This window comes from Microtetraspora sp. NBRC 16547 (assembly GCF_030268965.1).
Classification (GTDB): Bacteria; Actinomycetota; Actinomycetes; order Streptosporangiales; family Streptosporangiaceae; genus Microtetraspora.
Genome location: NZ_BSSE01000008.1, coordinates 150,273 through 176,235 on the forward strand (window position 1 = coordinate 150,273; position 25,963 = coordinate 176,235).

The 25,963-nt window shown below is 66.0% G+C and carries 21 protein-coding genes and 2 pseudogenes; 11 read left to right on the top strand and 12 right to left on the bottom strand.

The window, feature by feature from the left end:
• Window positions 1–66: 66 nt before the first annotated feature.
• From QSK17_RS14365 to QSK17_RS14375, 3 genes are all read left to right on the top strand, one after another.
• On the top strand, window positions 67–297 hold the full coding sequence (locus tag QSK17_RS14365; protein ID WP_285705195.1) for a helix-turn-helix domain-containing protein: 231 nt from the start codon (window positions 67–69) through the stop codon (window positions 295–297).
• Window positions 290–1,858, top strand: coding sequence for a tyrosine-type recombinase/integrase (locus tag QSK17_RS14370; RefSeq protein WP_285705196.1), 1,569 nt, complete (start codon window positions 290–292; stop codon window positions 1,856–1,858). Before QSK17_RS14365 ends, QSK17_RS14370 begins: the two co-directional genes overlap by 8 nt.
• A gap of 143 nt (window positions 1,859–2,001) precedes the next feature.
• Window positions 2,002–3,198, top strand: coding sequence for a hypothetical protein (locus tag QSK17_RS14375; protein WP_285705197.1), 1,197 nt, complete (start codon window positions 2,002–2,004; stop codon window positions 3,196–3,198).
• 275 nt (window positions 3,199–3,473) lie between these two features.
• On the opposite strand, the gene QSK17_RS14380 is transcribed toward QSK17_RS14375, so the two are convergent.
• The 3 genes from QSK17_RS14380 to QSK17_RS14390 form a co-directional block, all read right to left on the bottom strand.
• Complete coding sequence (locus tag QSK17_RS14380; protein ID WP_285705198.1) at window positions 3,474–4,790, bottom strand: hypothetical protein; 1,317 nt, start codon at window positions 4,788–4,790, stop codon at window positions 3,474–3,476.
• Window positions 4,771–5,658, bottom strand: a complete 888-nt coding sequence (locus tag QSK17_RS14385) for a phosphotransferase enzyme family protein (protein WP_285705199.1) — start codon at window positions 5,656–5,658, stop codon at window positions 4,771–4,773. The genes QSK17_RS14380 and QSK17_RS14385 overlap by 20 nt, the downstream gene beginning before the upstream one ends.
• 412 nt (window positions 5,659–6,070) lie before the next feature.
• The gene (locus QSK17_RS14390) at window positions 6,071–7,441 is read right to left on the bottom strand and encodes a hypothetical protein (protein WP_285705200.1); all 1,371 of its coding nucleotides are present in this window, start codon (window positions 7,439–7,441) and stop codon (window positions 6,071–6,073) included.
• Between the two features lie 135 nt (window positions 7,442–7,576).
• On the opposite strand from QSK17_RS14390, the pseudogene QSK17_RS14395 reads away from it, so the two are divergent.
• Window positions 7,577–7,999, top strand: a pseudogene (locus QSK17_RS14395) (DDE-type integrase/transposase/recombinase); the annotation flags it as partial.
• A 7-nt stretch (window positions 8,000–8,006) separates the two neighbouring features.
• On the opposite strand, the gene QSK17_RS14400 reads toward QSK17_RS14395, so the two are convergent.
• On the bottom strand, window positions 8,007–9,443 hold the full coding sequence (locus QSK17_RS14400; protein ID WP_502889209.1) for an IS30 family transposase: 1,437 nt from the start codon (window positions 9,441–9,443) through the stop codon (window positions 8,007–8,009).
• Window positions 9,444–9,468: 25 nt separating this feature from the next.
• On the opposite strand from QSK17_RS14400, the gene QSK17_RS14405 reads away from it, so the two are divergent.
• From QSK17_RS14405 to QSK17_RS14415, 3 genes are all read left to right on the top strand, one after another.
• Window positions 9,469–9,762: an integrase core domain-containing protein gene (locus tag QSK17_RS14405; RefSeq protein WP_285705201.1), complete on the top strand. Its 294-nt coding sequence runs from the start codon at window positions 9,469–9,471 to the stop codon at window positions 9,760–9,762.
• Window positions 9,763–9,805: 43 nt separating this feature from the next.
• Window positions 9,806–9,949: a hypothetical protein gene (locus tag QSK17_RS14410; RefSeq protein ID WP_285705202.1), complete on the top strand. Its 144-nt coding sequence runs from the start codon at window positions 9,806–9,808 to the stop codon at window positions 9,947–9,949.
• A 338-nt stretch (window positions 9,950–10,287) separates the two neighbouring features.
• Entirely contained in the window at window positions 10,288–11,814 is a 1,527-nt protein-coding gene (locus QSK17_RS14415; protein WP_285705203.1) for a hypothetical protein, read from the top strand.
• A gap of 1,107 nt (window positions 11,815–12,921) precedes the next feature.
• On the opposite strand, the gene QSK17_RS14420 is transcribed toward QSK17_RS14415, so the two are convergent.
• The 6 genes and pseudogenes from QSK17_RS14420 to QSK17_RS14450 form a co-directional block, all read right to left on the bottom strand.
• The gene (locus QSK17_RS14420; protein WP_285705204.1) at window positions 12,922–13,284 is read right to left on the bottom strand and encodes a hypothetical protein; all 363 of its coding nucleotides are present in this window, start codon (window positions 13,282–13,284) and stop codon (window positions 12,922–12,924) included.
• A 19-nt stretch (window positions 13,285–13,303) separates the two neighbouring features.
• Window positions 13,304–14,788, bottom strand: a pseudogene (locus tag QSK17_RS36150) (CHAT domain-containing protein).
• Window positions 14,789–14,961: 173 nt separating this feature from the next.
• On the bottom strand, window positions 14,962–16,389 hold the full coding sequence (locus tag QSK17_RS14435) for a hypothetical protein (RefSeq protein WP_285705207.1): 1,428 nt from the start codon (window positions 16,387–16,389) through the stop codon (window positions 14,962–14,964).
• A 1,237-nt stretch (window positions 16,390–17,626) separates the two neighbouring features.
• Window positions 17,627–18,184, bottom strand: coding sequence for a DUF5994 family protein (locus tag QSK17_RS14440; RefSeq protein WP_285705208.1), 558 nt, complete (start codon window positions 18,182–18,184; stop codon window positions 17,627–17,629).
• A 309-nt stretch (window positions 18,185–18,493) separates the two neighbouring features.
• Window positions 18,494–18,661, bottom strand: a complete 168-nt coding sequence (locus QSK17_RS14445) for a hypothetical protein (protein ID WP_285705209.1) — start codon at window positions 18,659–18,661, stop codon at window positions 18,494–18,496.
• Between the two features lie 205 nt (window positions 18,662–18,866).
• Window positions 18,867–19,127, bottom strand: a complete 261-nt coding sequence (locus tag QSK17_RS14450) for a hypothetical protein (protein WP_285705210.1) — start codon at window positions 19,125–19,127, stop codon at window positions 18,867–18,869.
• Between the two features lie 392 nt (window positions 19,128–19,519).
• Here QSK17_RS14450 and QSK17_RS14455 point away from each other — a divergent pair, with 392 nt between their 5' ends.
• The 3 genes from QSK17_RS14455 (at window position 19,520) to QSK17_RS14465 (ending at window position 23,350) form a co-directional block, all read left to right on the top strand.
• On the top strand, window positions 19,520–20,230 hold the full coding sequence (locus QSK17_RS14455) for a GAF and ANTAR domain-containing protein (RefSeq protein ID WP_285705211.1): 711 nt from the start codon (window positions 19,520–19,522) through the stop codon (window positions 20,228–20,230).
• Window positions 20,231–21,082: 852 nt separating this feature from the next.
• Window positions 21,083–22,174 carry a ferredoxin reductase gene (locus QSK17_RS14460; RefSeq protein WP_285705212.1) on the top strand — a complete coding sequence of 364 codons (1,092 nt, stop codon included), beginning with the start codon at window positions 21,083–21,085 and terminating at the stop codon, window positions 22,172–22,174.
• Window positions 22,175–22,180: 6 nt separating this feature from the next.
• Window positions 22,181–23,350: a fatty acid desaturase family protein gene (locus QSK17_RS14465; RefSeq protein WP_285705213.1), complete on the top strand. Its 1,170-nt coding sequence runs from the start codon at window positions 22,181–22,183 to the stop codon at window positions 23,348–23,350.
• On the opposite strand, the gene QSK17_RS14470 is transcribed toward QSK17_RS14465, so the two are convergent.
• Window positions 23,342–23,749, bottom strand: coding sequence for an STAS domain-containing protein (locus tag QSK17_RS14470; RefSeq protein WP_285705214.1), 408 nt, complete (start codon window positions 23,747–23,749; stop codon window positions 23,342–23,344). The genes QSK17_RS14465 and QSK17_RS14470 overlap by 9 nt on opposite strands.
• An 83-nt stretch (window positions 23,750–23,832) precedes the next feature.
• Complete coding sequence (locus tag QSK17_RS14475) at window positions 23,833–24,156, bottom strand: DUF5994 family protein (protein ID WP_285705215.1); 324 nt, start codon at window positions 24,154–24,156, stop codon at window positions 23,833–23,835.
• A gap of 22 nt (window positions 24,157–24,178) precedes the next feature.
• Here QSK17_RS14475 and QSK17_RS14480 point away from each other — a divergent pair, with 22 nt between their 5' ends.
• Window positions 24,179–24,490, top strand: a complete 312-nt coding sequence (locus QSK17_RS14480; RefSeq protein ID WP_285705216.1) for a hypothetical protein — start codon at window positions 24,179–24,181, stop codon at window positions 24,488–24,490.
• Window positions 24,491–25,963: the final 1,473 nt, after the last annotated feature.

A 25,963-nucleotide genomic window follows, 5' to 3' on the forward strand; every position in this document is an offset into this window, starting at 1 on the left:
CCAGATGGTGGCCGCCTGGGGTGAGCTGGCGTCAGTCGTACGGCAGCGCGTTCCGCGGGGAATGCGATGAAGCCGGGGCTGACGCTGGCGCAGATCCAGCAACTACCCGCCGTGGTCGACCTGGTCACAGCGGGGCGAGCACTGGGGCTGGGCCGTACCAAGTCGTACCAGCTCGCGCGAACCGGAGAGTTCCCTTGCCGGATCATCCGGATCGGCAAGAGCTACCTGGTGCCCACCAGCGCGCTGCTCGCCCTGCTCAGCGACCACTGTGACACCGAGGAGGACGCGCATGGCTGAAGGAACGACGTTCAAACGCTGCTCCTGCAAGGACGGGAACGGCAAGCCGTACGGGCAAAAGTGTCCGAAGCTCCGCCGCCCAGGCGGGGCATGGAGTCACCGCCATGGGAGCTGGAACTACCAACTCGAACTGCCGCCCACTGCTGAGGGCAAGCGGCGCGGTCCGCTACGCCGTGGCGGGTTCGAGTCGCAGGATGTGGCCGAGACCGAACTCGCCCAGGTGCGGGAACTACTGGCGCTGGCCGACCCCCTGGAGCCGAAGACCCGGGTGCAGATCGCCGACCTGATCAAGAAGACGCTTGCGGAGACAGGAAATTTGCCCGGTGCCGAGACGGTCCGCCGTAAGGTCCGCAGGGGTCATGATCTGGGCGTCGAGATCACGGTGGGGGCGTGGCTGGAGGAGTTCCTCAAGCGCAAGCGCACGATCGAGGAGACCACCCGCCGCTCGTATGAGGGTCATATCCGGCTCTACCTGATCCCATACCTCGGGCATCTGCGATTGGATCGACTGAAGGTGAGCCACATCGCCGACATGTTCGACGAGATCGAGGAGTTCAACACCACCATCACCGATCAGCGTAGAAGTGGTGATCCGCAGATCCGGGCGAGCGTGAAGTACCGGCGGCCGATCGGCGTCTCGACCATGCACAGCATCCGCGCCACCTTGCGGCACGCGCTCAACATGGCGATCCGCCAGGATCGGCTGATCGACTTCAACCCCGCCGCCGTGCTGGAGATGCCCCCAAGGGCGCGGCCCAAGGCGCTGGTGTGGACCGACGAGCGTGTGAAGCAGTGGCGGACCGACTTCCGCGACTACTTCACCGCAGAGAAGCAGCGCCGTGGCGGGCGCCGAGTGGACCCGATCGACGCCTATGTCAGCTCGCCACGGCCCTCGTCGGTCATGGTGTGGACTCCTGCTCAGACCCGGCTGTTCCTGGAGGAGGCCGCACAGCATCGCCTGTTCGCGATGTACCGGCTGATCACCGTGAGAGGGCTTCGGCGTGGGGAGGCCTGCGGGTTGCGCTGGAAGGACGTCAACCTGGAGGCGGGGATGCTCACGATCAATTGGCAGCTCGTCCAGCTTGCCTGGGGTGTCCACGAAGGTAAGCCCAAGACCGATGCCTCAGAACGGACCCTTGCTCTCGATTCCGACACAATCGCGATCCTGCGCGCGCACCGGACGAGGCAGCTGCAGGAACGGATGGCGCTCGGGGAGGCGTGGAAGGACACCGGGTTCGTCTTCACCCAGGAGGACGGGGACCGGCTCCACCCGCAGTACGTCTCCGACCAGTTCCTGTGGCTCGCCTACATGGCCGGTCTGCCACCGATCCGGCTGCATGACCTCAGACACGGCGCGGCCTCGCTCATGCTCGCTGCGGGAGTAGAGATGAAGGTCGTGCAGGAGACCCTTGGCCACACCTCCAGCGCCTTCACCGCCGACACCTACACGAGCGTCTTTCCCGAAGTCGCCAAAGCCGCCGCCGAGAAGACCGCCGCGCTGCTCTCGATGAACGAGAAGGAGCAGCCTGTGTCTGGCGACATCATCGCCCTACGCCAGTGACCAGCTCAGAGTGAGGGGAACCGTCTATTCTGGGCTCTTCACAGTTGGGGGTGCGATGAAGGTCAGCGCGTCGTTGGCCCGGGCGGGAGGCCTCGACCACCCCGACTACCCTCACCTGCGAGGAGCCACTGTAGGAGCCGACGATGGATAGCGAGATTCAGTTGATCAGCGACGGCGACGGCCTGGCGATCACCGGGGATCCGACGGCTGTCGAAGAATTCCTCGTCTCGGAGGGCCTGTGGTCGTCGTCGAAGGACCTCGGACAGCGGCTCAAGTCCGTCCTCGGTACAGGGGCCGTAGTAGCGCAGGCAGGTTCCGAGATTGGCGCCAACTCAGGCCGCTGGCTGAAGCTGACTGAAGAGTCAGCACACCTAGTCAACAAGTACGGGCTGAGGAAAGCCACGAAGACGGGGCTCCCCACAGGTGTGGTCCTGGGGAAGAAGGGCGGCCAGATCGGGGCATTCGTCGAATTCGTGAAGAGGCCCCGCTCGCTTCTGAACCCGGCGATGCTTTCTGGTGTCGCGGGCATCATGGCGCAGGCTGCGATGCAACAGTCCATGGCCGAGATCACCGCCTATCTCGCCAGGATCGACGAGAAGGTCGACGACGTGCTCCGCAACCAGAAGGACGCTGAGTTGGCGGACATGATCGGAGCGGGCGACGTGATCGGGCGGGCCATGACCATCCGAGATCAGGTGGGCCGGGTGTCGGAGACCCTATGGTCGACGGTGCAGAACACGCCGGAGACAATCGCGTCAACCCAGGCGTACGCGTTGCTTCAACTCAAAGCAATCGCGGAGAAGATGGAGCGGGAGACCAAGATCCGTGGCCTCGCCAAGACGGCCAAGGAAGCAAAGCGGGAGGTTCAGGAGTGGCTCGCGGTTCTGGCTCGCTGCTTCCAACTGCAGGACGCGATCGACGTGCTTGAACTCGACCGGGTGCTGGACGCGTCTCCGGAGGAACTGGACGCGTATCGTCGCGGACTGAAGGCTGCCCGGCATGACCGGTTGGAACTCATCTCACGGAGCACCGAGTCTCTCTTGGCCCGCATGAATGTGGCTGTCGGCACGGCCAATGCCAAGGTGCTGCTGCACCCGACTGCGTCCCGGGCTGTGGTGGATTCGAGCAACCATGTCGCGACCGGCGTCCTTGACTTCCACGGGCTGCTCGGGATCGAGTCCGGCCGCCAGTCATGGGAGGCGAGACGATGGATGGACGCGGCCACGGAGGCGAGGGACAAGGCACTCGAGAAGGCGGGGCCCGTGGCGGCTGGCATCGCCGTCGGGAGCGTCGCGATCGCCCTCAAGGTCTTGCAGGATCGAGAGAGGAAGGCTGAGTGAGGGCTCCAGTCGTCAGCCGCGTGGGCTCTCGGTTGAACCGCCCCAGTGAGCCTGTGTAGGCCTCACTCGAGCCGTTCCGCCAGGTCGCGGCATCGTCTGCGGTCCTTCCGGTGCTCTCGATCTGCAGGACTTCAAGGCCGAGCGCCCAGTAGGACCGCGACTGTCAGTCTGCGGGCCGGCGGACGGTGAGCGTAGGAGCTTCCATCCTGAAAACCTCGACCCCTACCTGGCGATCGCCGCTCGCACCCCGACTACACCCTCAACTGCGAAGAGCCCTATTCTGCCGGGTCATGCGATCGGCCGTTGCGGCGCATGGCGCGGCGTTGCTGGGCGTACAGCGCGGCCGATACCAGTGCGCCGACGAGCAAGAGGACAATGGCGAGCGCGTATACGGGCAGGTAGCGGGTGTCGAACATCGACGTATTGTCGTCGACCTCGCTGGCGTTGATGCCGAGGAACGCGAGGATCAGTCCGACAGGAACGGCGACCGTGGACACGAACCCGATAGCCACGGTCCAGCGCAGCCGCCGGTCTTCGTCCGCACGGCGTTCCTGGCTTTCGATCGCGGTCAGCTCGGCGGCAGTGGCCCGCTCAAGGCGGCGGAGCATGCGGGCGACGGTCTCGGCCTTGGCCACCAATCCCATCGCCTCATACAAGGCGTCGTGGTAGCCGACCACGCGCAGCGAGGGGACGAGCAGGCCGAGGTCCGCCGTCGCTTCGACGCTGTAGCTCAGGTCCAGCTCCATGTCTCCGAGCTTGCCGCTCAGGCTCTCCAGGGTCTTGCGCCGCATCTGTGTACCCTGGTGCGTACGGTCGCCGGCCCGGAACGTGGACACCGCGCAGTAGGCCGCCGACCGGATCTCGCGTAATCGCGCCGCGCTGGCCACGCCCTGGACCGCGGACAGGAAGACGGTGTTCTCCACGTAGTCCTGCTGACCGCACAGAACGCTGACGTACGGCCCGACCGCGGCCACCGCGTCAGGTCTCCGGTTCAGCTCCACCGGGTAGGTGATCGCGCTGAACTCCTTCCGGTACGGCAGGTCGCTGCGGTAGATGACCCGCTGCACGATGTCATCGCATTTGGCCGCGGACATCTTCGGCCCGAAGGCAATCTGGTGCCGCTCGGGCAGGAACACACCCTCCATGCCGAGTGCTTCGGCGGCCAGCGTCGTGACGGTCTGGTCTCCGACTTTCACATCGAGGTAGTAGCAGTCCTCCAGCAAGTCGATCGTGTGTGCCAGCTCGCAGCTCACATCGAGGCTGAGTACGGCGACGATCTGCCTGGACGGGACCACCAGCAGCCATAACCGGGCGCCGGTCAGTACGCGGAGACGATCCCAGCGTCGGAAAGCGATCTGGTCGTGATCGAGATCGATCCGCTGGATCACCTTCGGCAACTGTGCGGCTGATCCGGTGAAGTACTCCTCCAGCCGGCCGAGCCGCAGGTACTCCACTGGCAGCGCGTGATCGGCGTCCTCGGGGAGGTGCCAGGGCGTGGCGTAGATGTTGGTCAGCCGTACGCAGTCGCGCTGCGCGGGCGGGTCGAAGAGTCGTTTGCTGTTGGCTTGCCGCTTAGAACGGATGCCAGACAACGTCGCGGTCTCCCTCGCGGAGGGACCTGACCCGATGCGCGAACTCCTCGGCGATGCGGGGATCCTCGCCGACGTTCTGCATGAGCCAGGTCGTCATGGTCAGTTCACGAACGTCCCGTAGAACCGTGTAGCCCTGCCAGCTCCGCACGTCAAACCCGTAGGCATTGCAGAACGCCCGATACTGCTCCTCCGGCAGACCGAAACGCTGTCCGGAGATCGACGTGGGCATGAGGTCCCACTCCCGCGGCCCGCGCGCCACGACCTCGAAGTCCAGCAACACTGCCTGCCCGTCGGCCCGAAGCAGGTTCGCCGTGTGCGCGTCCCCGTGGATCGGCCCGTGCGGCAGGGCGAATTCCAGTTCGGCATAGCGCTTGACCAGCTCTCGGCACCGTGCACGTAGGAAGTCCAGGTCCTCATCCCGTACGGCTCGTGCCGCGTCCAGCCGAGGCTCCACCTGGTAGAGCGGGTCGAAATCCGGCAGCTCACACGGCGGATCGCCGGCATCGTGGAACACACGGAGCAACTCGGCGAGGTCGGCAGGCCCAGGTGACGGCTCGTCCGGCGTGACGGCTTTCCAGAAGGAGACGGGATAGCCGTCGACGACGATCGGCTGCGCAACCTCGGAGTACGCCTGGACGGCGGGAACGCCGGCGGTCTGGAGCCAGGAGGCGACGCAGAGCTCTTTCTCCACGACGGGTAACCGTTCCTGGCCGCGAGCGATCCGCACGACGACAGGCTCGGACGCGAGCCTGTAGATGGCGTTTTCCCCCAGCCGCAGTAGCTCTGCACCCTGCGAATTCAGCCCAGCCGTACGGCACGCGGATTTCATGACATCGGTGAGCACGCCCAAGCTGAAGTCAGCCGCCATGAGATCATCCTCACCCGTCCCGGCATCACCCGTCAAACCGAATCATCATATGTCCAGTGATTCTCGATGATGGCGCCATGGAACGGGGCGGGTTCCACCAATGCTCTCTTCACATACCGGCGGTATAACCAAGCCCTCGCAGGCGCGACTCCAGTCGGACAGCTGCAGCTTCGCGTTGATCTTCTAGGGCAATTAGCGACGTTGCATATCGGTCACCCCACGAACGGTATGTATCGACAAGCGCCTGCCGTTCCGCAGAGACTATATTCTTTGTGCGAGAGGAAAGATCCTCGCCGAGTATGTCGAGCACTCGTTCGCGCGTCAGCTGATTTGATGGATGCTGAGATTTGTTCTTGAAGCGTGCGGTCCATTGATCGACGACTCCCCGGAATCAATCTTTGTCGCGCAACAGCTATTGGATGTACCCGGTGTTGCACATCGCCGCTTCCAATTCGGGGTAGCTGTAGTAATCGTCTTGCCCTTCCAGCGCCCGCACGTTGGTCAGGAACTCGGTGAACACCACCGACCGAACCGAGCCAAGGTGTGCCGTTCCGCGGAACAGCGACACCACCAATTCCGGCATTTCTGCTGCTCGACGGCACTGATCGTTCGCGCACCAGTCGCCCAACGCGGAGCGCAGCGTCTCGACGGTCAGGAAGGGGGCGTGCTGTACGAGTAGTCGGCCAGCCTGTTCGCCCGAGCGATAGCTCCCCGCTTCCCGGATGACCTGCTGGACCGCGGGCACGAAGTACGGATCGGGACGCGACGACGCCACTATCAGCCGATGGGCCCAGGGCAACGAGGTGAAGTGTGTTTCGAGGAACGACAGCCGTTCGCGAGCATACGGGCTGCGGACCAGCGCGAGACTCGCCGCTATGCCTGCTGGGAGCGGTTCCCAATCATTGACAGTGACCGAGGCGTTCAACATGGCATGGAGTCGGGTAGCCAGGGCCTGGTCCACGATGCTCCAGAAGTAGTCCTCGTAGCCCAGTCGCACGAGAACCCGCAGTTGCGTGGCGCCGTCTAGCAGTTGGAATCGCTCGCTTTGCTGTGCCACGGCCGTGCGGACCATTTCGCGGTCGCGATTGGCGAAGGAGGTCAGGGCGACAGCCATCCGGTCTGCGTGCTCCGCAGCCGGCAGCCGTCCGTCCGGATCGAGTTCAAGTAATGCGTGCTTGGCGGCGAATGCGACGATGCTCCTGCGAGCGGCGGAGCGGACTCGGTCGAAGAAGATGGCTTGGATGTGCGGGGCCGTCGGCACGAAGTATGGATCGCAGATGTAGTCGGCGAATTCGGCGACGACCTTTCGGCCCTGCGTAGGCGGGTGGATCAGCAACGTGGTCAACGCGACGGCCAGGTGGCTGCGAGCCACTTCGGGTCGCGGCTCGTAGACGTCGCCGAGATTGCGCAGCGAGGGGTGTACGCACAGGTTGCGGTCCTCGCGGATGCGCTCCAACTCGCGCACTCCGATCGAGTCGATCAGCTCGAACTCGGCGGCATTGTCCAGAAGTGTCGATTCGATAAGCTGCATGGCGCGCACGCCATCCTTGTTCAATCCCTTGGCCTGTGCTTGGGTAATGGTGGTGCGGAACGGGATCGCTGAGGTGTCGCCGTCGTCGGCCAGCCGGATGAGCTTAGTGATGACGTCTGCGGTGACCGCGGTCCAGGTTGCGGCAATGCAGGCACGTGTCGCGCCCGCGTTGTAGCAGCGCCACGCCTCCTCGACCAGTAGCCGAACGTCGGGGCTCCACACCTGCCCGATGTAGGTTTCCACGTCCGTCACGCCCACCGTCCTCCTGTCGCCTGGTTCAGCGGCACGCCACGCCGCCTCCATTGATCGGCAGCATATGAGCGTCGGTCGAGGCTGTCAGATGGAAATCGTTTCTGCTCGGGAGTCGTGACGGGGCCAGTCCACTCCCGCGGCACCTACGGCGCGCCTCGCGTCCACGCTGTCCTGCATGGCGAAGGCCAGCGGTGCGGCCGTCGGCGTGTGGCCCGGCTGATGCGCCAGGCCGGACTCGCGGGCCGTCACCGGCGCCGCCGCCCACTGACCACCATCCCCGACCCAGCCGCCGATGGGCGGCCTGACCTCATCGGTCGGGACTTCCAGCCCGATCCGGCCGCACTCGACACCCGCTGGTGCGGCGACATCACCTACATCCCCACCGGCGAAGGCTGGCTGTATCTGGCCACGGTCATCGACATCGCCTCACGCCGCGTGGTCGGCTGGGCCACCGCCGACCACCTACGCACCGAGTTGGTCGCCGACGCCCTGCAGGCCGCGTGCCGGCAGCGACGTCCGCAAGGAGAGGTGATCTTCCACTCGGACCGCGGCTGCCAGCTCGGGTTCAAGGAGTCGTTGCAACACTGCCTGTCAGCGAGCATAGATGCTCATTGAACGTCTCAGCGGGAGTACGCCAGCCGAGTGTCTTGCGGGGGCGGCTGTTGAGCGCGGCGGCGACTGCGTCCAGATCGTTTCGGGTATGCCTGCTCAGGTCTGTTCCCTTGGGGAAGTACTGCCGGAGCAGGCCGTTGGTGTTCTCGTTGGTGCCGCGCTGCCAAGGACTGTGCGGGTCGGCGAAGTAGACCTCCAGCCCGGTGTCGATGCGCAGCTGAGCATGCTGAGCCATCTCCGCGCCCTGGCCCCAGGTCAGTGACCTACGCAGGTGCTCGGGCAGCGTAGCGATCGTGGCGGCGATGGCGTCGCGGACGGCTTCGGCGCCGTGCCCGGCAAGCGCCGGGCCGTTCTTGACCCGCTGGCCCTCGCCGTAGCCGTCCATCCGGGGCAGATGCAGCAGCATCGTGTAGCGGGTGGTGCGCTCGACCAGCGTGCCGATCGCGGAACTGTCCAAGCCGATGATGAGGTCGCCTTCCCAGTGCCCGGGCACGGCGCGGTCGGCGGCCTCGGCGGGCCGTTGACTGATCAGCACTTCCTCGCTGACGAACTTCTTTCCGCGCTGGCGGGTCCGGGCCCGGGGCACCCGCAGCGCACGGCCGGTGCGGGTGCCCCGGGCCCGGACCACCCGCAGCGCACGGCCGGTGCGCAGGCAGGCCGTCAGCTCGCGGCGCAGCGCGCCGCGGCCTTGGATATACAAGGCCTGGTAGATGGCCTCGTGCGAGATCCGCATCGTCTCATCCTCAGGAAAATCGACCGGGAGCCGGCCCGCGATCTGCTGCGGACTCCATGACGTCGCCCAGCGCCGGTCCTGGCGGCGCCCGTGGCGTCGCCCGATCCAGCGGACCTGTGGTCCTTCAACCTCACCGCCGTCCGGGGCGCAGACCATGCCGGCCAGCCGATCCTGCACATACTGCCGCAGCTGGTCGTTGGCGGCGAGCTTGCACACCTTGGGTCGGCGGGCTTGGCGGTCGGCGTGCCATTGTGCGACCGAGGCCCGGTAGTCCAGACGGCCGCCACGGGTCGCCGCGTTGCGCCGCAGCTCCCGCGAGATCGTCGACGGGGCTCGTCCCAGACGGCGGGCGATCTCCCGCACTCCGCACTCCTTGGCGCGCAGCACGGCGATCTCCTCGCGTTCGGCGAATGATAGGTAGCGGCCTGAGGGTGGGTCCAGGCTGATCGGCGGCATCCCGCCACCTTCGCGGAACCAGCGCGGCCCCAGCGGGGCCGACACGCCGCATGCGATAGCGGCCTCTTCGCTTGATAGCCCCTGGGCGATCAGCAGCCAGAAACGCTGCCGCTCCTCGCGCCGATTGACCGGGGGCCGCCCTGGTGACCGAAGTGGCGGGCGACCGGCCTGAATCGCCGCACGCGCCCTTCCCTGCGCCACAACATCCTCCTCGACGATCGAGGTGTTGCGACGACCAGTTGAATCCGCCCAGTACACCAGCGGCTCTTACGCCCAGCTCGCCCAAGAGTCGGGGGTGCGGCTCTCGGTCGGGCGCATGGGGCAGTGCTGGGACAACGCGCTGGCCGAGTCGTTCTTCGGCACCTTGAAAGGGGAACTGCTGGATGGGCAGGTCTGGCCGAGCCGGGCTGCCGCCCACAGCGCGATCTTCGAGTTCATCGAGAGCTGGTACAACCTGCACCGGCTCCACAGCAGCCTTGGCTACCGTAGTCTCGCCGCCTACGAGGCCCTCGCGGCCTGATCCACCACATCAGCGGTGTCCGTCGAACCGAAGTGACCCCATCTTGGGACTGCGCCGTATCAGCGGACGCCACATCGACGGCGAGGGCCTTGCCTGCACTCGCGGCGAGCGCGGCACCGGCACCTACGGCTGGAAACGCGCCCTCAACGCCCTCGCCATCACCTTCCCCGGCCGCCTGCCCCTGTGACCCCATCAGGCGAGAGACCGGCAGCAAAACCCTCAACCCAAGATCCAGCAGTTACCCGCTTGGGATCGCACAACGTATCGACCGTCACCTGCTTACACAAAAGACTGGACACGCTGCAGACAACAGACGCCGAGTGACGGCGTACACCACCGACAAGATCACGAAATATGATCCCGAGTGACCCGGACCAGCCATTCGGCGCCTCTCTGCGCCTGAAGTACTCGAGTTCTTGAGCCCCACACTCGCTCCCGAGGCCAACCGAATGGCTCCCACTGGGAACCCGCCGGCATCCCCACACCCGGCGCCGGAAGCGATCCGACCATGCCAGAGTGATCCACATGATCCCCGCACACGTCCCCGACGAGCCACCGCTCACCTACGACGACAGTTTCGACGTACCGGTCCTTTTCCGTAACGAGCCTGCGAAGAAGCCCAGGAGGCAGTGGCGGACGGCTAAGCAAGAGCCGTGGGCGGGGTCGGGCGGGTTCCCGGCGACCGACGGCTGGTATGTCTCAACCACCACATGGCGGGAGATCATCAAGGCCGCCATTGAGGTCGGACGCGACGTCACCCCGCACTTGCAGAATCAGCCGCGGTATGCACACGGGGAACTCGTCGCCCGGGTTGCCCCGCTGTACGCCTATCTGGGCATGCACCCCGTCATGCCTCAGTTCCCCGTACGAGGCACCAAGGGTCGGCGCCTGACCCTGAACCCGGTGTATGCGTACGGTACCGAGCGCAGCGCGAAGAACGCAGCCGCCTACCGGTTGGGTATGACGATGACCGAGTGGGCCTGCCGTTCACTGCTGGGCCTCGGTCAGACCGAGCACCTCGAACTTGGTGGCCCGATCCCCGCCCTGATCAACACGTTCAAGGATCCGAAGGAGAAGCTGCCCGACCTATGGGGGCAGCACCAGGAAGAGGATTTGTACTGGCTGATCGAGGCCAAGGGTGGCGACGTGGGCCTCAGCACGCTCCGCAAGGGATGGGCGCAACTGGCCGCCGGCAGCAAGATCCTCGGCTCGTATGCCCACCGCACCGTCCTGGTCGCAGCTTGTGTGCGACCCGGAGACGACCTCTTCCTCACCATTGACCACGACTTGCACTTCGGACAGCCGCCGCTCACCCCAGCCGGATTCGATATCGACGATGAGTCAGGGGTCGGCCCAGGCAATCTCGAAGACCGTCTCGGCGACAGCGACGACGCGCTCATCGGCGCGGCCCGCGCCCAAATGCTCGCCTACCTGGCGTTGCGCTCCGCTCCCGCATCGCAACTGCGCACCGTGCCCGTCCTCGCCGACCGCGCGTCCCGTCATCGGCGCTCCGGGCTGACCACGCCCCTGGAAGGCGACGACCTCACCCGCGTCATGCGGGCCGAAGCCCGCGGAGCAATGCGCCACACCGAGCGGCACATCCTGCGCGCCAGGATCCGTTCCACGGGTCTCGATGACTTCCTCACCTGCCGCATCCCCGGAACCGAGGTTCACCTCGGCATGTCCCGGAAGCTGTTCGCTGCCTGCGAGCGTCTCCACGAGGAAGACCTGGCCATCGCCCAGCGCACCCCGGGGCTGCGCGCCGAGGATCAGCCGGCCGATGTCCAGGAACTCAGCAATGACGCTCAGGAAGAACAGCGACTCACCCAGCGGCGGATCTTCCGCGAGCAGCAGGAGGAAGCCCGCCCCCGGCTGCGCCCCCTGCTCCGCGACGCCTACGAGCGGGGAGCGACAAGCGACTGGAGCGATCTGCTGCGCCGTCCCCAGGAGCCAGAACTCGACCTGGAAGGCGACGAGGGGCTCCTCGAAGCGGCGACGCCGGAGACGTACCTGGCCGTCAGCCGCTACGGCCTGCCCCCAGCACGCGCCTAGCTATTAGGGCTCGCATTCGATCAGGGGCGACCTCAGGTCAAGTGTCCGGAGTACGGGAAGCTCCGGGGTGAGGCGGTCGGAGCTGCCGCGATGAGTCCCGACCGGGCGCACCAGGGGGCCGTTGGCGTGCGGGGCGAGTGCTCCGGCGGGGAGGCGCGCGGGTACGCGTCTGCGATGTGCTTCTGATCACCCAGCCGAGGCCAGCGCTCGGCGAGCGTGTAGGTGCCAAATACTGGGTCACGGGGTTTGATCTGGGGTTTTGCTGTGCTCGATGGCTCGGCTCCGGCAGGATCGCAGGATGGCTCTGCGGCTGTTGTATTTGATCGTTTTACGGGTATTCGGTTGGATCGCGCTGCTCGCCCGGTCGCAGGCGTCCAAAGACGCAGAGATTCTGGTATTTGCGCGCCGGAGAAGGTTGCGTCCACGGAAGTGGTGTAAGAGTTTCCGCTGGTAGAGGCGTGGCGTCGTGAAATAGGGACCCGCCGGAGATCAATTACTCGTCCGAGCTCGGTGACGGACCACTAGCAGGTCCGTGATGCCGGGGAGGGGCGAGGCGATTCCAAGAGTCCTACTGCGTGCCCGATATCAGTGGCATACCGTCACGACGGCCATGTTGCTGATCGTGCCAACCCCTATCGCCGCGGCGTCATGGGCTCCTGCGACCTTCAGCCGGACCGTGCCGCCGTCCGCCGACATGGGTGACCTTGAGGAACGCCGGCGGGCGCGCTGTGCCGTCGGGCGCCCACCAGGTCGCGACGATTCCCAGCAGGAGCGACACCAACGCGATGCCGACCAGGATTCGGGCACGGGCCAACCGGCGGGCCGCGGTCTTGGCGAGAGCGACGTGGTAGCGACAGCGCCAGCCCGAGGCCGATGAACAGGGTGACGGCCACCCTCCATTCCGGGTCGAGGTTCGCGGTCGTATCGCGCCCCTTGATCACCACGCCGGTGGTCACCAGCGTGATGAACGCGGCCAGCCCGTTGCGCCAGACTTGACGGTGGTAAGGGAGGACTGTGCCAATGCCGCGAAGCGGTCACGCTCGGCCAGGTCTGTCGCGGAGGGTGGATGTTGTGGCTTGCGCGGCCGGACCGCTTTGGGGCCGCTGCTCACGCCGTCTCGTCCACTTCGAACTTGATCCGGAAGCTCGCGCCGCAGCTCTGTGCGGCTTCGGGAGCGCCCGCGTGGGGGTGCCCGCACGCGCAGGTGACGTCGATCTGCACCACGTCGCCCATGACGTCGGCGTCGGCCACTCCGCGCTCTCCGGGCAGCGTGCTGGAGACCGCGCTGGCCGTCTGCCGGTCGCTCAGGTGGTGGGTGCAGCGGGGGCAGGGGCCCTCGACCCGGGTGGAGATGATGGCGTCGGTGGCTAACACCGCGGCGATCAGTGTGCCGGCCTCCAGCATCTCGAAGGCCCGGGCCGTCCACTCGTAGGCCGAGGTCTTCAGGTAGGGGACTTCGGGATCGTCCATGGATGTCCGCTCTCGCGGGTCAGGGGCCGAGGTGGAGGTAGGAGGCCCACCGGCTGGGATCGGTGGGGTCAGCGGCGCGCAGCTCGCCGACCGCGCGGTGCAGAGCCACGGCCGGTGAGGTCGCGCTGGCGGTCTCATAGAAAGCTCCGGCGATGGCCGCCGCGGCCCGATCGGGCAACGGCCATATCGCGGCCAGGATATGGCGGTAGCCGATGCGCTGCAGGGCCGACGCCAGGTGGATCGACTCATCGGCCAGGACGGGTGCGCCCGCCGCGCTCTCGCAGGCCGACAGGTAGGCCAACTCGGCGCCGGGCAGGTCAAGCGTGGCCAGTTCAGCCACGGTGAGCGGCCCATCGTGCAGGATGAGCGCGCTGCGGTCCGGCTCGCGGAAGTCCTGGAAGGCGTGACCGGCGAAATGCACCTGGCCGTGCTCCGGGAGAGCGGCAAGCACCGCATGGCGGGTGGCACCGTCCCCGATGAGCAGTCGGTCGGGTGGCTGGACACAGCTCATCGCCGCCAGTTCGGACTCCACACCTGGCAATTAGGCCCAGCCCGGCGTCCGCGGGAGCCCGACGGCTAGCTGGTGGAACGGCGCCGGCCGTGCGGCCCGCTCACGACTGCGCAGCAGCGCGCCGAGGGTGGGCATGGAGGAGGAGACGACCCGGTCCAGCGCCCATCCGTCCGTGTCGGCGACGGTGTGGTGCCGCGGGTGGTGGCTCGCGGCGTGCAGGGGCAGGAAGCTGAGGACGTCAACCGGGCACCACCACACGCGCTGCCCCGGCTCTGGGGCGAGGGCGTCCAAGATGGGGCCCGTTACAGTGTCCCAGAGCCAGTCGAGGGTGTCGTGGATGGCGTGGCGGCGCCTCTCACGCTCCAGGAAGGTGCGCGGGCGCGCCATGATCGACGACATCAGCCTTCCGGCATGGGCATGGGCATGGGCGTCGGCCAGCGTCAGCTTCGGCAGGCTGAGCACCTCGGGGGCGGGACGGCCCGGGCGCACGATGAGGGCATGGCAGCCGTACTGGCTGGCGTTGACGATGATGACGGGGCCTGCACCAGCGGCCTGGAGCAGCTCGTCGTAGGGGGTGGGGGCGAGGAAGTGGCGGAAGCCGTCCAGCTTGCGCACCTCACCCACGACCCGGTCCCATTCCCGGGCCAGCGCCCTGCGCTCCTCACCGAGGTTGTCGTTTTGAGCGTCGAGACCCGAGTTCAACGCCGTACGGAGCGAGGAGACCTTGGCCGCCAGGTCAGGATGTGTCCGCGCCAGCTCGGTCAGATCGCCGCGCAGGTGGAGCATCTGCTGCCAGAGCACCGATCTGCCCTGTTCCAGGAGCTCGACCGCGGTGGCCGGCTGCCCGGCCAGGATCGCGCAGGCCGCCGCATCCGCTGCCAGGCCCGGCCACTCGGTCAGGTTCTCCCGGCGGACGGGCAGACTCAGGCCGTGCCAGGCCACCGCGGGCACCAGCCGTACCGCCAGGTCGAACCCCTCGACGGCCTCGGCCATGTCGCCCTTCTCCGCGGCCAGCCGTGCCCAGTTACCCGCGGACCATGCTCGGATCCTGGGGGCTCGCTGGATCAGTCAGGCGGCAGGCCTCCTCCAGCGCTGCTCGCGGCGCTGGGGCGACGAGCGGGCCCTATCGGCAAGAACGTCTTGAAGTGCGTATGTAGCCCAGGCCCTTACTCCGCTGCTGCATCCCCCCGGTCCATCATGGCTATCCACTCGGACACCTCCGTCTCAGCCCGGCGTATGTCGGCAGCGCTCTGTTCTTTGTCCTCCTCCCAGCTCACGCTCTTGAAGACCTCCTCCCCTTCCCACTCAGTGAGTAGATCATGAGGTCTGTGATCCCAATCGCTGAGCTCCCCGTAGTACTCCATGGCGCTATACAGCAGCCGGAGATCCGCCTCGACGAGTCGGTAGCGGGGGTTCACTTCATAAAAATGCTGATGCGCGGGGCGTCGGAGGTTCACTTCGACTGCTCCAAGGTAGCTCTCCGATCCGTCCAGAAGCGCCTGGTGGATATCGTCGAGTTCGCCTCTACGAACCCCGTGTACGAGGGCGAAGGCCACTTCTGCATTTGCTAGCAGCGTGCCCAGTCCGTCGATGGAGTGGGTCGACCACACCTTGGGCGCACCTCCTAAGAGAGCTGCGGCAATGTGGAACGGCTTTGGTGGGCCGGTTGGTGTCGGGAGGATGAAGAGAGTGCCAATGGCGACGGTGAGGTTGCGTCGGAACTCCGGTACTACACGCATCAGCTGGCGGAATGTCTCACGCTCTATTTGCCCTGGGTAGACCTCAAGTTCGTTGAAGTGCAGCGCCACAGCGACGTCGTCATTGTTCGGGTCGCGAGGTGTACCTGGGGGCCGGAATTCCGACCCGCGCGACGGCAAGCCTGTCTCGAAGTCGCTGACAGCGAGCGTTCTCGCGGTCTCCCTCCCGCCTTGCAGGAGATGCTTCATCAACCCCCCTTCTGGAGTTTGCGGCTTCCCGAAAAAGAGCGCGGAGACCCGAACCATGTCAACCGATGTGCCCACGACAAGGCCGATTCCTGCATAGGTGACCTGCTCTGTTTCTGCGCTGACCAAGTCCGAACCAGCGGTGGAGGTGGTGAGCCACTTCGGGTCATAACGGACTATGACTGTGCGTCCACCCAACCGAAAGGACAAGTGAGGGGACTGGCTGGACGTGTTGCGGCTGCGCATCGAGGCGCTGAAAGCCACGTACATTCCCTGCTCGACCGCAGGGAGACGCGCTTCGTCCAGAGGAACGGCGCGCTCACGCCATGACTCGAAGACGGGGCGCACCGTTCCGACGAATATTCCAGGAGCGAACCCCTGCCCAGAAAACGGCCGAGTCGGGTCAAGGCCTGCACGTTGAGCCGCCTGTTGGACGACATCTCCACCAGGAAGCATCGCGACCCTCGGCACGTTGAGATAGTCGATGCTGCTGTAGCTCATCTTCCACGTCTGGCCAGCTTTCCTCAGCCCAGCCGTCCAGATTTCGTGCTCCGCCTTGAGCCTGGAGAGTTCCTCAACGGAGTATGCCTCCCCGTTGTTCTTGTCGACAATGCCGTGGCAGTTCGGGCAGAGCAACATGAGATTCGGCACAGCATTTCTGGCGTCGATTGACAGGGCGGGATCCGCCCGCGGCCCGCGATCGCTAAGCGCCACGATGTGAGCCGTCTGGGCCGTTGGTGTGCGTCCCGTGGTTCCAGGGTCCAATTCCTGCCGGCACATCTGGCACATGCCGTTCGCCAGCCTCCAGAGCTCCTTGCGAGCGCTCTCATTGGCCTCCGGTCCTCTGGCCACATCGCCTCCAAACATTGCCGCTTCGGGTTGCATGTATGTGCGTGCTGCTCAGACTTAACGAATCTTGCCAGCGATCGATTCTTGCAGTGTTAACTCCGTTAGGAACGTCATTCGAATGCTCAGGCACGCCTACGCAAGTCAGAACTGGCTCCGTTCTTTAGCTGGGGCGGTGGCCTGCTTGCCAGGTGTGGTGGCATCGTTGGCGTCGGTAGACGTTCCAGCCGACGTAGTGCCATGGTGCGTTGGGCACGACAGGCTACGGGAAGATGATCCATGGTCGCTCCCGGTGCTCTGCATCACCATAAACCGGCCCACCGACAATGCGTGCTGTAGTTTTCAGCGGTTGGCTTCGTACGTGTCCTGTCGTCCGCGCTCGCCTACGTGCGGTGGCGGCTGTCGCCGTGCTCGGTGCGTGCTCGCACGCCCCATCACGTGTTGTCAGTGCCCGGCATCGCCTGACACGCAATCGACGCGGAGACGGCACCAATTACCATCAAACGGCACCGCGCGGCACTAAAAGATCTTGCTTCTAATCCGACGGTCGGGGGTTCGAATCCCTCAGGGCGCGCTCATCATCATGGCCCTGACCTGCGGTTTCTCGTCCGCGAGGGGCTTCGGTGCGACCAGCAGGTCCCGGATGGTTGCTCGTTGTTTGCTCGCGTGTACGGATCGGGCACACGGTAGATCGTTTAGATGGGCAGTGTCAGGTCGGCCCTTAAGGACGATCATCTGAAGACCAAGACAGAACGGCCCCCGCAGGCTGCTGCGCCCGGTGGCGGCATACTGACGGCCAAGCGCGGGCCAAGCGGACTCTTCTCTTGCAACGCGGCGAGCCGGTGAGCTTGGTCCAGAGACGGACGCCCGTGCAGCGGGGGCCACGAATCTGCTCTTCGGATGTCAGGGCCGCCAAGCCCTCCTATTAGGTAGCGCACTGCCTATTGGGGAACTGCACGTCCCTGCACAGGCTCACTGCTGGGCGAACATCGGAGCGTGGGAGGGCTCGACCGGCGATCACCTGTTGCAGCCCTGACCCATGTCATGACGGCGATTCGCTGGCGAGGTGTCCGCCTTCGTTCTCCCACCGGTATTCGGCTTGCGCGGTCATTGATGTGTCGGTGGCGCTGCCGCTTAGAACGAGGATGTCGGCGGGCCGGGCGCTGCCGCGGCCCTGGGTGGCGAGCCTGAATGCGTTCGCCGCCGCAGCCGTGCCGGTTTCGGGTGGGATCACCAGGAGTTCCCAGTTATCACCGGTGGCCGTGTGCAGGCTGAGCAGGTGCAGGTCGATGGAGCGGAACCAGCCGACCCTGATGACGCGGCCGCTGGCCGGTATCCGGTGCGGGATATTGGTCCAAGCGTCGGGATGCAGGCCGACGCGCAGCACTTTCACCTTCAGCCGGCGATCCACCTCGGCGATGAGGCCGGGCAGTTCGTCACCGGCGTTGGTGGAGTAGGGCCACCACGCGCCGTCCACGGCGCCCAGGTGACGCGGCGTGGGATCAAGTCGAAGTCGCACCGTTGCCGAGCGGTCCGGCGGCGGAGCGGGAGGCGGGACGGCGGTGGCCGGTTGGGAAGTGTGGAATTGGTTCGGCGTCATGGTCGCCGTTCCCCTCTCGACCCGCGAACGGGGCCGTCACGGTGAAACGCTGAGGGCGGCGCTGATTTGATCGTCAACGTGCGGAAGGTCCCCAGTACTTTCACCGTACTCGCCCGCGACCCGATCGTTGCTGCTCGTGTCGGACCGGGGTGTTGGTCGTTATCGTCAGGCGAGCCGATCAGCCCCTGCAAGCTACCTCCTCGCCAGTCAGTTGGCCCGTTGGCATGGGTCCGAGGCGTGCGGCTCGCCAAGGGATGCCTCACCGCGCGACCGCGATGGCTCCCGCCGCAGCGGCTCGAAACCCAAGATTCAGCGGCCGGGCCGGGTGCCTCCTTGCCGGAACCGCACAAGCGCGAAGATGAGGTCGGCCACCAAGATGACCACACCGATGGTCAGCAGGTAGAACAGGCCCTTGACGACGACGCCGATGATTCCCAGGACAATCGCCACGAGGAGCAGTATCAGGAACAGTGCCATCGCCAACCTCCTTCTGGTCCTGTGGTGTCAGCGGCGGGCGAGGCGCCGTTCGCCGCCCGCACCCGCTGGCCTCCCCTTTTGTCCTCTTCCGTCCTCCTGCCACCTGGCCACTGCGCCGCGCCTGGGTGCTGTGGGGCATATTGCGAGGTGATCGGCGGCCGCGTCGCTATGCCCAGCTGAGTGACGGCCGCTGAGCTCCCTGCGGTTAGAGGTATTGGCCCGCCTCGGCGCTGGATGTCTTCAACACCCGCACCGACACCACGTTGGCCAGGTTGATGACCACGCCGTTGAGGTCGCTTTCGCCGCCGTACCTCGCCTGGGTCAGCACCAGACTGCGCCTCTCGTCCAGAGCGCGTGCGATCGCCTCCAGCGCCTCGGGCTCCCCACTGAAGTCTTCACTCATCACGGAGACGTCTTCGCCGCTCACCAGATGAAACCGCATGATCAGCATGATGTCGCCAGGCACGGGCGGCCCCCTTTCCGCCAGAATTCCCCAAGGGCACCTGCCCAGCGTGCAACGCTCTAAGCGGGTGCCCTCTGCGTCGATCTGCCCACAATGTGGATCTGGACGTTCTGAAGAAATGGTCGGCGGTGCCCTCTCACTCGGCTTGATCTAACGCGGCGGCCAACCGCGCGCCCACAGGGCACGCGCGCTCCACAGCCTTGCGGGCCACCGCATCACCTCAGCCCGGGGCTCGCGGGTATGGCGAGGAGGGAGACCACATCCGGCTATGCGCCTACGCCGCAGTGTCCACGGCTTGCTGCCGGCCGAAGTAGCGTGCACTGGTGGGGGCCGCGTCTTCACCCCGGACCAAGCAAGATCCGGTATTTCCGATGTACCCCTCCAGGGAGGCGGTCGTGACCCGGGAACGCCAGCTGACCGACGCGTTTGCCGAACTGACGGACACACTCGTCCGGGACTTCGACGTCGTCGACTTGTTGCACCAGCTCACCCTGCGCTGCGTGCAACTGCTGGATGTCGATGCGGCCGGGCTGCTGCTGACCGATCAACAAGGGCGGCTGCGTCCGATGGCGGCCTCTACTGAGCAGGCCCGCATGCTGAAGCTGCTCCAGCTGCAGAACTCGGAAGGTCCCGGTCTGGACTGCTACCGCACCGGCGAGCCGGTGACCTGTATCGATCTCGCAGCTGGGGGAGGGCGGTGGCCTCGCTTCGCCGCTGCGGCGCAGCATGCCGGCTTCATCGCGGTCCAGGCACTGCCGATGCATTGCGGTGAAAAGGTCATCGGCGCGTTGAGTCTTCTGCGCACGGCGACCGGCCAGTTGACCGCAGACAATCTGCACATTGCGCAGGCGCTGGCCAACGTGGCCACCATCAGCATCCTGCACCAGCGTGCGCTGGAGCAGCCCGAGGCGACCGCCGAGCAGCTGCAGGCCGCACTGAGCAGTCGCGTGCTCATCGAACAAGCCAAAGGAGTGCTGGCCGAACGGCGCCACATCGACACGGACCGGGCCTTCGACTCCTTGTGTATCTACGCGCGCAGCCGCGACCTGCGTCTGTACGCGGTAGCCGATGCCGTCGTCCACGGCAAGCTTGACATCGCCGACTGAGCCCACCGTGTGTCCCTGTCGGGCTCACTCCATTTCTTTCTTCACCTTCGCCGTGATCGGCCGAAGGCGAGGACGAACACGTCGACGGGGATCCTCGCGAGGTCGCGCCCCCGATCACACAGTTTCCCACCCACAGGAGGCGTTGGCGTCGGTCTGCGGCTTGGGTCGGCGGTAGGCGACCAGTCCGACCATGTTACGTTTAGTAGTCATATCTTGCTGTACGTGACTGAATCCGCTGTGGGCTGCCCCGGCGTGGCGGGCGGGGAAACCGATGGACATCGATCGATCATGACGAGGGATACCCCATGCACGAGGTACCGACTCCCCACGACCCGGCCAGCCACATCATCAGCACATGGCTAGGACAGGTGCTCTACCTGGCCGGGGCACAGCTTTCCGAGTTCCCTGTGCCAGCAGACGCACTCCTGCCGTCCCCCGCGTGCTGTATGGCCACACCAGCAGTCTCGTCCTGGCTAGCGGAGGGCCATGGCACGTCACAGGCCTGATCCGGCAAGCTCATCCGTGACATTGAGCAGCTCCGCCGCATTGCCGAAATCCGGCCCAGCGAGAGCGTCTGGAGGAGCCCCACGTACACCCACCTCGACCGCGACACCCCTGGGTGACGCCCGGGCCCTCAACGCCGTGCGGGATCAACTCGGGCAACGAGGCAGTTCTGTGCGTCTGGGTTGGCCCTCGGGAAGGTGGATGTTTCACGGTCCTCGGCTCAGCACTATTGGTCGTCCCCGAGAACCATCGCCCGTCTGAACGTTGATGATCTAAGCCCTCCTTGAGGAACCCCGCCCGTGGCCAAGGGCGGGCACGGGTAGTTCCCGTCTGGAAGGAGGGCCCTTTATGACTGGCCTGGCCAGAACCCCGATCGACGATGTCACGCTGCGCCTGGCGGACACGGCCGCCTGGCTGACGACGCCGCTCATGCCCGAGGACTACCTCACTCTGATCAACCCTTTATGGTCCTCACGAGAGCTCCGCGGCCGCGTCGAGGCGGTCCACCCTGAGACCAAGGACGTGGCGAGCCTCGTCATCCGTCCCGGCCGTAGCTGGAGCACACATCGAGCCGGCCAGTTCATCAGAGTGGGCGTCGACATCGATGGCGTACGGCACTGGCGCACCTACTCGTTGTCCTCGGCGCCGGAGCGCGGCGACGGTCGCGTCACGATCACGGTGAAATCGGTCCCCGGCGGTGTCGTCTCCACTCAGCTCGTTCACCGGACCACGCCGGGGACCATCGTCGCCCTGACCCGGCCGGAGGGCGGCTTCGTGCTGCCGGAGCCGGTTCCGTCCCGCCTGCTGTTCGTGACCGCGGGAAGCGGAATCACGCCCGTGATGGCGATGCTGCGCAGCCTGGCACGGCCCGGGAACATGCCGGACGTGATCGTCCTGCACTCGGCGCCCACCCGTGAGGAGGTCATCTTCGGGCCCGAACTCCGCACGCTGGCGGGCCGGTTCCCCAACCTGCACCTGCACCTGCAGTACACCAGGTCGAGCGGTCGGCTGAACCTGTCGCAGTTACCCGACCTGTGCCCGGACTGGCCCGAACGTCATGTCTGGGCGTGCGGGCCGACCGGGATGCTGCGCGAAGCTGAGACGTACTGGCGCGAGGCCGGCATCGCCGATCGGCTACGTGTGGAGCACTTCCGTCCTGCCGTGACGACATCGGCCGCAGGCGGCGGCGGACATGTCCGTTTTCTTGTGAGCGGGCGGGAGGCGGACGCGGACGGCGCAACCCCGCTGCTGGTGGTAGGCGAGAACGCGGGGGTCCTCATGCCGAGCGGCTGCCGCATGGGCATCTGTTACCGGTGCACGGGACGGCTGCGGTCGGGCCGCGTCCGTGACCTGCGGACCGGACGCGAATACGGCGAAGAGGGAGAACTCATCCAGACCTGCGTTTCGGCCGCCGACGGCAACGTTGAAATCGAGCTGTGAGGACTCATGAAGACCATCAGTGAGGCGGATACCGAGGAGTTCGGCCGCGAGCTGGACAAGATCCGCGACGATGTGATCGCGAACCGGGGCGAGGACGACGCGAGGTACATACGGCGCGTCATCGCCGTACAGCGTGCCCTGGAGGTGAGCGGCCGTACGCTGCTCTTCGCCTCCGTCCTGCCTCCGGCCTGGCTCGCCGGGACCGCCGCGTTGGCCACCGCCAAGATCCTGGAGAACATGGAGATCGGCCACAACGTCCTGCACGGGCAGTGGGACTGGATGCGCGACCCCGCGATCCACTCCAGCACGTGGGAGTGGGATCTGGTGTCCCCGGCCCGTCACTGGAAGTACACCCACAACTACCTGCATCACAAGTGGACGAACGTGCTCGGCAAGGACCGGGACATCGGTTTCGTCCTGCTGCGTCTCAGTCCCGAGCAGCCGTGGCATCCCTACTACCTTGGGCAGCCTCTCTACAACGCGATCCTGGCGCCCTTTTTCGAATGGGGAGTGGCGCTACACGATCTCGAGGTGGAGCGCGTGCGCGGTGGAGACAAGAGCTGGAACGAGGTGTTCATCCAGCTTCGCGAGATCCTCCGCAAGGCCGGACGCCAAGTCGTCAAGGACTATGTGGCGTTTCCCTTGCTGGCCGGGCCGTTGTTCTTGCCCGTTCTGATCGGCAACTTCACCGCCAACATGACGCGCAACGTGTGGGCGCACACCGTCATCTTCTGCGGTCATTTCCCCGACGAGGCCGCGACCTTCACCGAGGAACAGGTCGAGGGCGAGACTCGCGGCGAATGGTACCTGCGCCAACTGCTCGGCTCCTGCAATCTCACCGGTGGCTCGCTCTTCCACATCATGGCCGGCAATCTCAGCTACCAGATCGAGCACCACCTCTTCCCGGATCTCCCGAGCAATCGGTATGCCGAGGTAGCGCCCCGCGTGCGCGCCCTGTGCGAGCGGTTCGGGCTGCCCTACAACACCGGTTCACTGCTCCGCCAGACCGTCCGGGTCTGGAAGCGTGTCTTCCGGCTGTCACTGCCCACGTCGCCCGGCGGCCCGGAGCGGACGGCCGCGCCCGCTCGCCTGCAGGCGGTGACGGCGCCCGCCGGCTACACGACGGGCATCGACGTTCTGGGACGCGCGCCCGCTCTGCGTGGTGCCTCAGGCTAGCGGTGCCTCAGGCAGGCGCACGGGATCGCGATGTCTGGACGCGATCGCGCCGGACAGCGTGGGGTGGACGGTGAAGCTGTGGTCCAGTCCCGTGACGCGCAGCAGATCGACCATCCGAGGGGTCGGTGCGGCGAGCCGGAGCGTGATGCCGAACTCCCTGGTACGGCGCTGGATGCCGACCAGTACGGCCAGCCCGGAGGCGTCGCAGAAGGACACCCCGGACAGATCGAGGATGAGTACGTTCTCGGCCCGTTGGAGCGCGTTGCGTAGACGCATGCGTAGCGCCGGGCTCGTAGCGATATCGATCTCGCCGTGCAGTCCGATGATGGTATGGGCGGGCCGGCACGCGGCCAGCAGGCGCGCGTGCGTACGGGCCCTGGAGTGGACGGTGGTGGTCATGAGATCTCCGATGTCGAGAAGCTGAAGATTGGGTATGCCGTGCCCCTGGTGTAAGGGGCCGCCGGCTGTGGTCGAGCGTGCCTTCAGGCGGCTGACGCGTTCACGGCGCCAGGGGCCATCAGCAACAGGCTGGTGTGGCTGGCGCTTGTTGTGGTCAGTCCGACCAGGTGGGAGTCGATGTCCCGCGAGTTGTTCACCTCGACAAGGCGGCCCCGGGCCGGAAAATCACGCGGGATGTCGTCCCAGACGTCGGGGTTGAGATCCACCCGGACGGTCACCCCGCCCAGTCGCTGGTCGACGGCCGCGATGAGACGGGGCAGTTCCGCGGCGGCGTCCCGCGAACTCGGCCACCACATGCCATCCACGGTGCGGCGGCTGTCGGGGACGGAGTCGAGATTCAGTCGCACGACGCAGGGGTCCGTTATCACGGTGACGGAAAACGGCGTGGACGGTCGGATGCGGTACAGGAGTTTCGGCGTCATGGTCGGCCGGTCTATCTCGGTTTTCAGGACCGCGTTTACTATCGCCTCGGGCGACGCCGACCCTGATGCCAACGCACGAAAAGTCCTTGGTATCTCCAAGCTATCCGTCAAAGTGGTCACAGATGGGCCCGAGGCGGGCAACACGACGGAGATCTTCACATACTCGCCGACAGCGCCGGTGAACTCGGAACACCCCCGCCGTGCCGGGCTCGTCCTGAGACCGGCCAAGATCGCGAAGTTTCTCGCCGGTCTCGCCTGAGACGCGCTGGGGCCAGGAACACCGCATCCTCCCGGCTCAGTGCCTCAACACCCGCTGGGGGCTCGTGGCCTTCCTGCCAGTTGGGCGGTTACCGCGGACATCAAGGCGCTCGTGTCCACACGCGCCGGGTGCCACCAGCACCCTGTCCCGGCTGCTCGCCGCGTCCCTGTCCCCACCGGCTGGCGCCACATCGCCGGGCGGGGTGCAGCGGCCGGCCCCGCACGGCCGGGGCCGTCCCGCGGCCGTCGGCCCGGCCAAGACCAGCCGGCAGAGAAGGGGAAGCAGCCTGCGGCGGGAACCATCGCGGAGCATGAGGGCCTGCATCTGTGTGGCGCCGCGCATATTCATCTGTCGCTTGTTGGGCGAGTCTGGCTGTGTAACGCATCGTCCCGAACCGGGCTCACCTGCCAGAACGCTGGCCCGGCGTCGATGCGGTCCAAGCCGCTACAGCGAACGCGCCACCCGAGGCGACACCGGACGCATCGGCGAACGCTACAGGGGTCAACAAGCCTGAGCAGCGAACTCCGCTGGTGCCCCCGCCCCCGTGCACAGCTGGCAACGAACTCCTCTGGTGGGGTCCGTCTCGTGCACGTGAGCGAGCCGCACCACCTCTGCCCAGCGCACCCGTAGCCCGTCACGGCCCTCGGGTGAAAGGCCGTTTTAGCCGATCCCGGCACCGGTGAACCACGCCCGGATATGGTGCGTTCATGCATGCCCGCTCTTCAGCGAAGGTGTCAAGCACCGCCTCGCCATCGGCGGCGAGGGCGTGGCCATACCGCACGGTTTCGCCGGGCCGGGGCCGTCAGATCGTTCTGTGCGTCTGTCCTCGCTGTGGGGTAGGTGATGCCCCCGGTAGGGCGCATGCGGCCGTCTGGGTGATGTCCCCGCGGATGGTGTAACTCCAAGGGACGTGACCGTTCGAGGCTTCAGGTGGCTGGCCGATGTTGATGGTCAAGTCCCCATGGTCGCTCGGTGGTTGCTCGTGTGTAAGCGGTACGACATGACAGGGGCTGTCATCAACCAACACGGAAGTGGCAACAATGCCGGACGGAACGACAGAAAGCGGCACGCCGAAACACGGGGTGGCATTTGTCCAGGTCACTTCTAATCCGACGGTCGGGGGTTCGAATCCCTCAGGGCGCGCTCCACTCATCAGGCCATCCGGTGCCTGACCTGGGCTTCTACTTGATCGTGTCCTTGCCGAGGATGCAGCCGGACGCCATCGGATGCAGCCCCAGGCGGCCACTCCCGGAACATATCCGGAATGATCTTGGCTACGTTTCCGCAGGTTGCCAGGCGGATTCCGCCAACTTCCGGAACGATTCCGAGCCCTTCCTAGTGCCCGCAGGAGCCTCTCTATCCTCTGGCGAAGCGCTCCCGAGCCTGCGGCAGGCATCTCATGTGCCACCAGGGCACGCTTGCCCCAGCTGCGCCGGCCAGACCTGTTCCTGCTTCTACAGTGGGCGCTTCGGG

What these genes read in the sequence shown, in the direction of transcription:
- QSK17_RS14365 (WP_285705195.1), top strand. Translation starts at nt 67, where the DNA reads ATGAAGCCGGGGCTGACGCTGGCGCAGATCCAGCAACTACCCGCCGTG.
- QSK17_RS14370 (WP_285705196.1), top strand. Translation starts at nt 290, where the DNA reads ATGGCTGAAGGAACGACGTTCAAACGCTGCTCCTGCAAGGACGGGAAC.
- QSK17_RS14375 (WP_285705197.1), top strand. Translation starts at nt 2,002, where the DNA reads ATGGATAGCGAGATTCAGTTGATCAGCGACGGCGACGGCCTGGCGATC.
- QSK17_RS14385 (WP_285705199.1), bottom strand. Translation starts at nt 5,658, where the DNA reads ATGGCGGCTGACTTCAGCTTGGGCGTGCTCACCGATGTCATGAAATCC.
- QSK17_RS14415 (WP_285705203.1), top strand. Translation starts at nt 10,288, where the DNA reads ATGATCCCCGCACACGTCCCCGACGAGCCACCGCTCACCTACGACGAC.
- QSK17_RS14420 (WP_285705204.1), bottom strand. Translation starts at nt 13,284, where the DNA reads ATGGACGATCCCGAAGTCCCCTACCTGAAGACCTCGGCCTACGAGTGG.
- QSK17_RS14440 (WP_285705208.1), bottom strand. Translation starts at nt 18,184, where the DNA reads ATGACGCCGAACCAATTCCACACTTCCCAACCGGCCACCGCCGTCCCG.
- QSK17_RS14445 (WP_285705209.1), bottom strand. Translation starts at nt 18,661, where the DNA reads ATGGCACTGTTCCTGATACTGCTCCTCGTGGCGATTGTCCTGGGAATC.
- QSK17_RS14460 (WP_285705212.1), top strand. Translation starts at nt 21,083, where the DNA reads ATGACTGGCCTGGCCAGAACCCCGATCGACGATGTCACGCTGCGCCTG.
- QSK17_RS14465 (WP_285705213.1), top strand. Translation starts at nt 22,181, where the DNA reads ATGAAGACCATCAGTGAGGCGGATACCGAGGAGTTCGGCCGCGAGCTG.
- QSK17_RS14470 (WP_285705214.1), bottom strand. Translation starts at nt 23,749, where the DNA reads ATGACCACCACCGTCCACTCCAGGGCCCGTACGCACGCGCGCCTGCTG.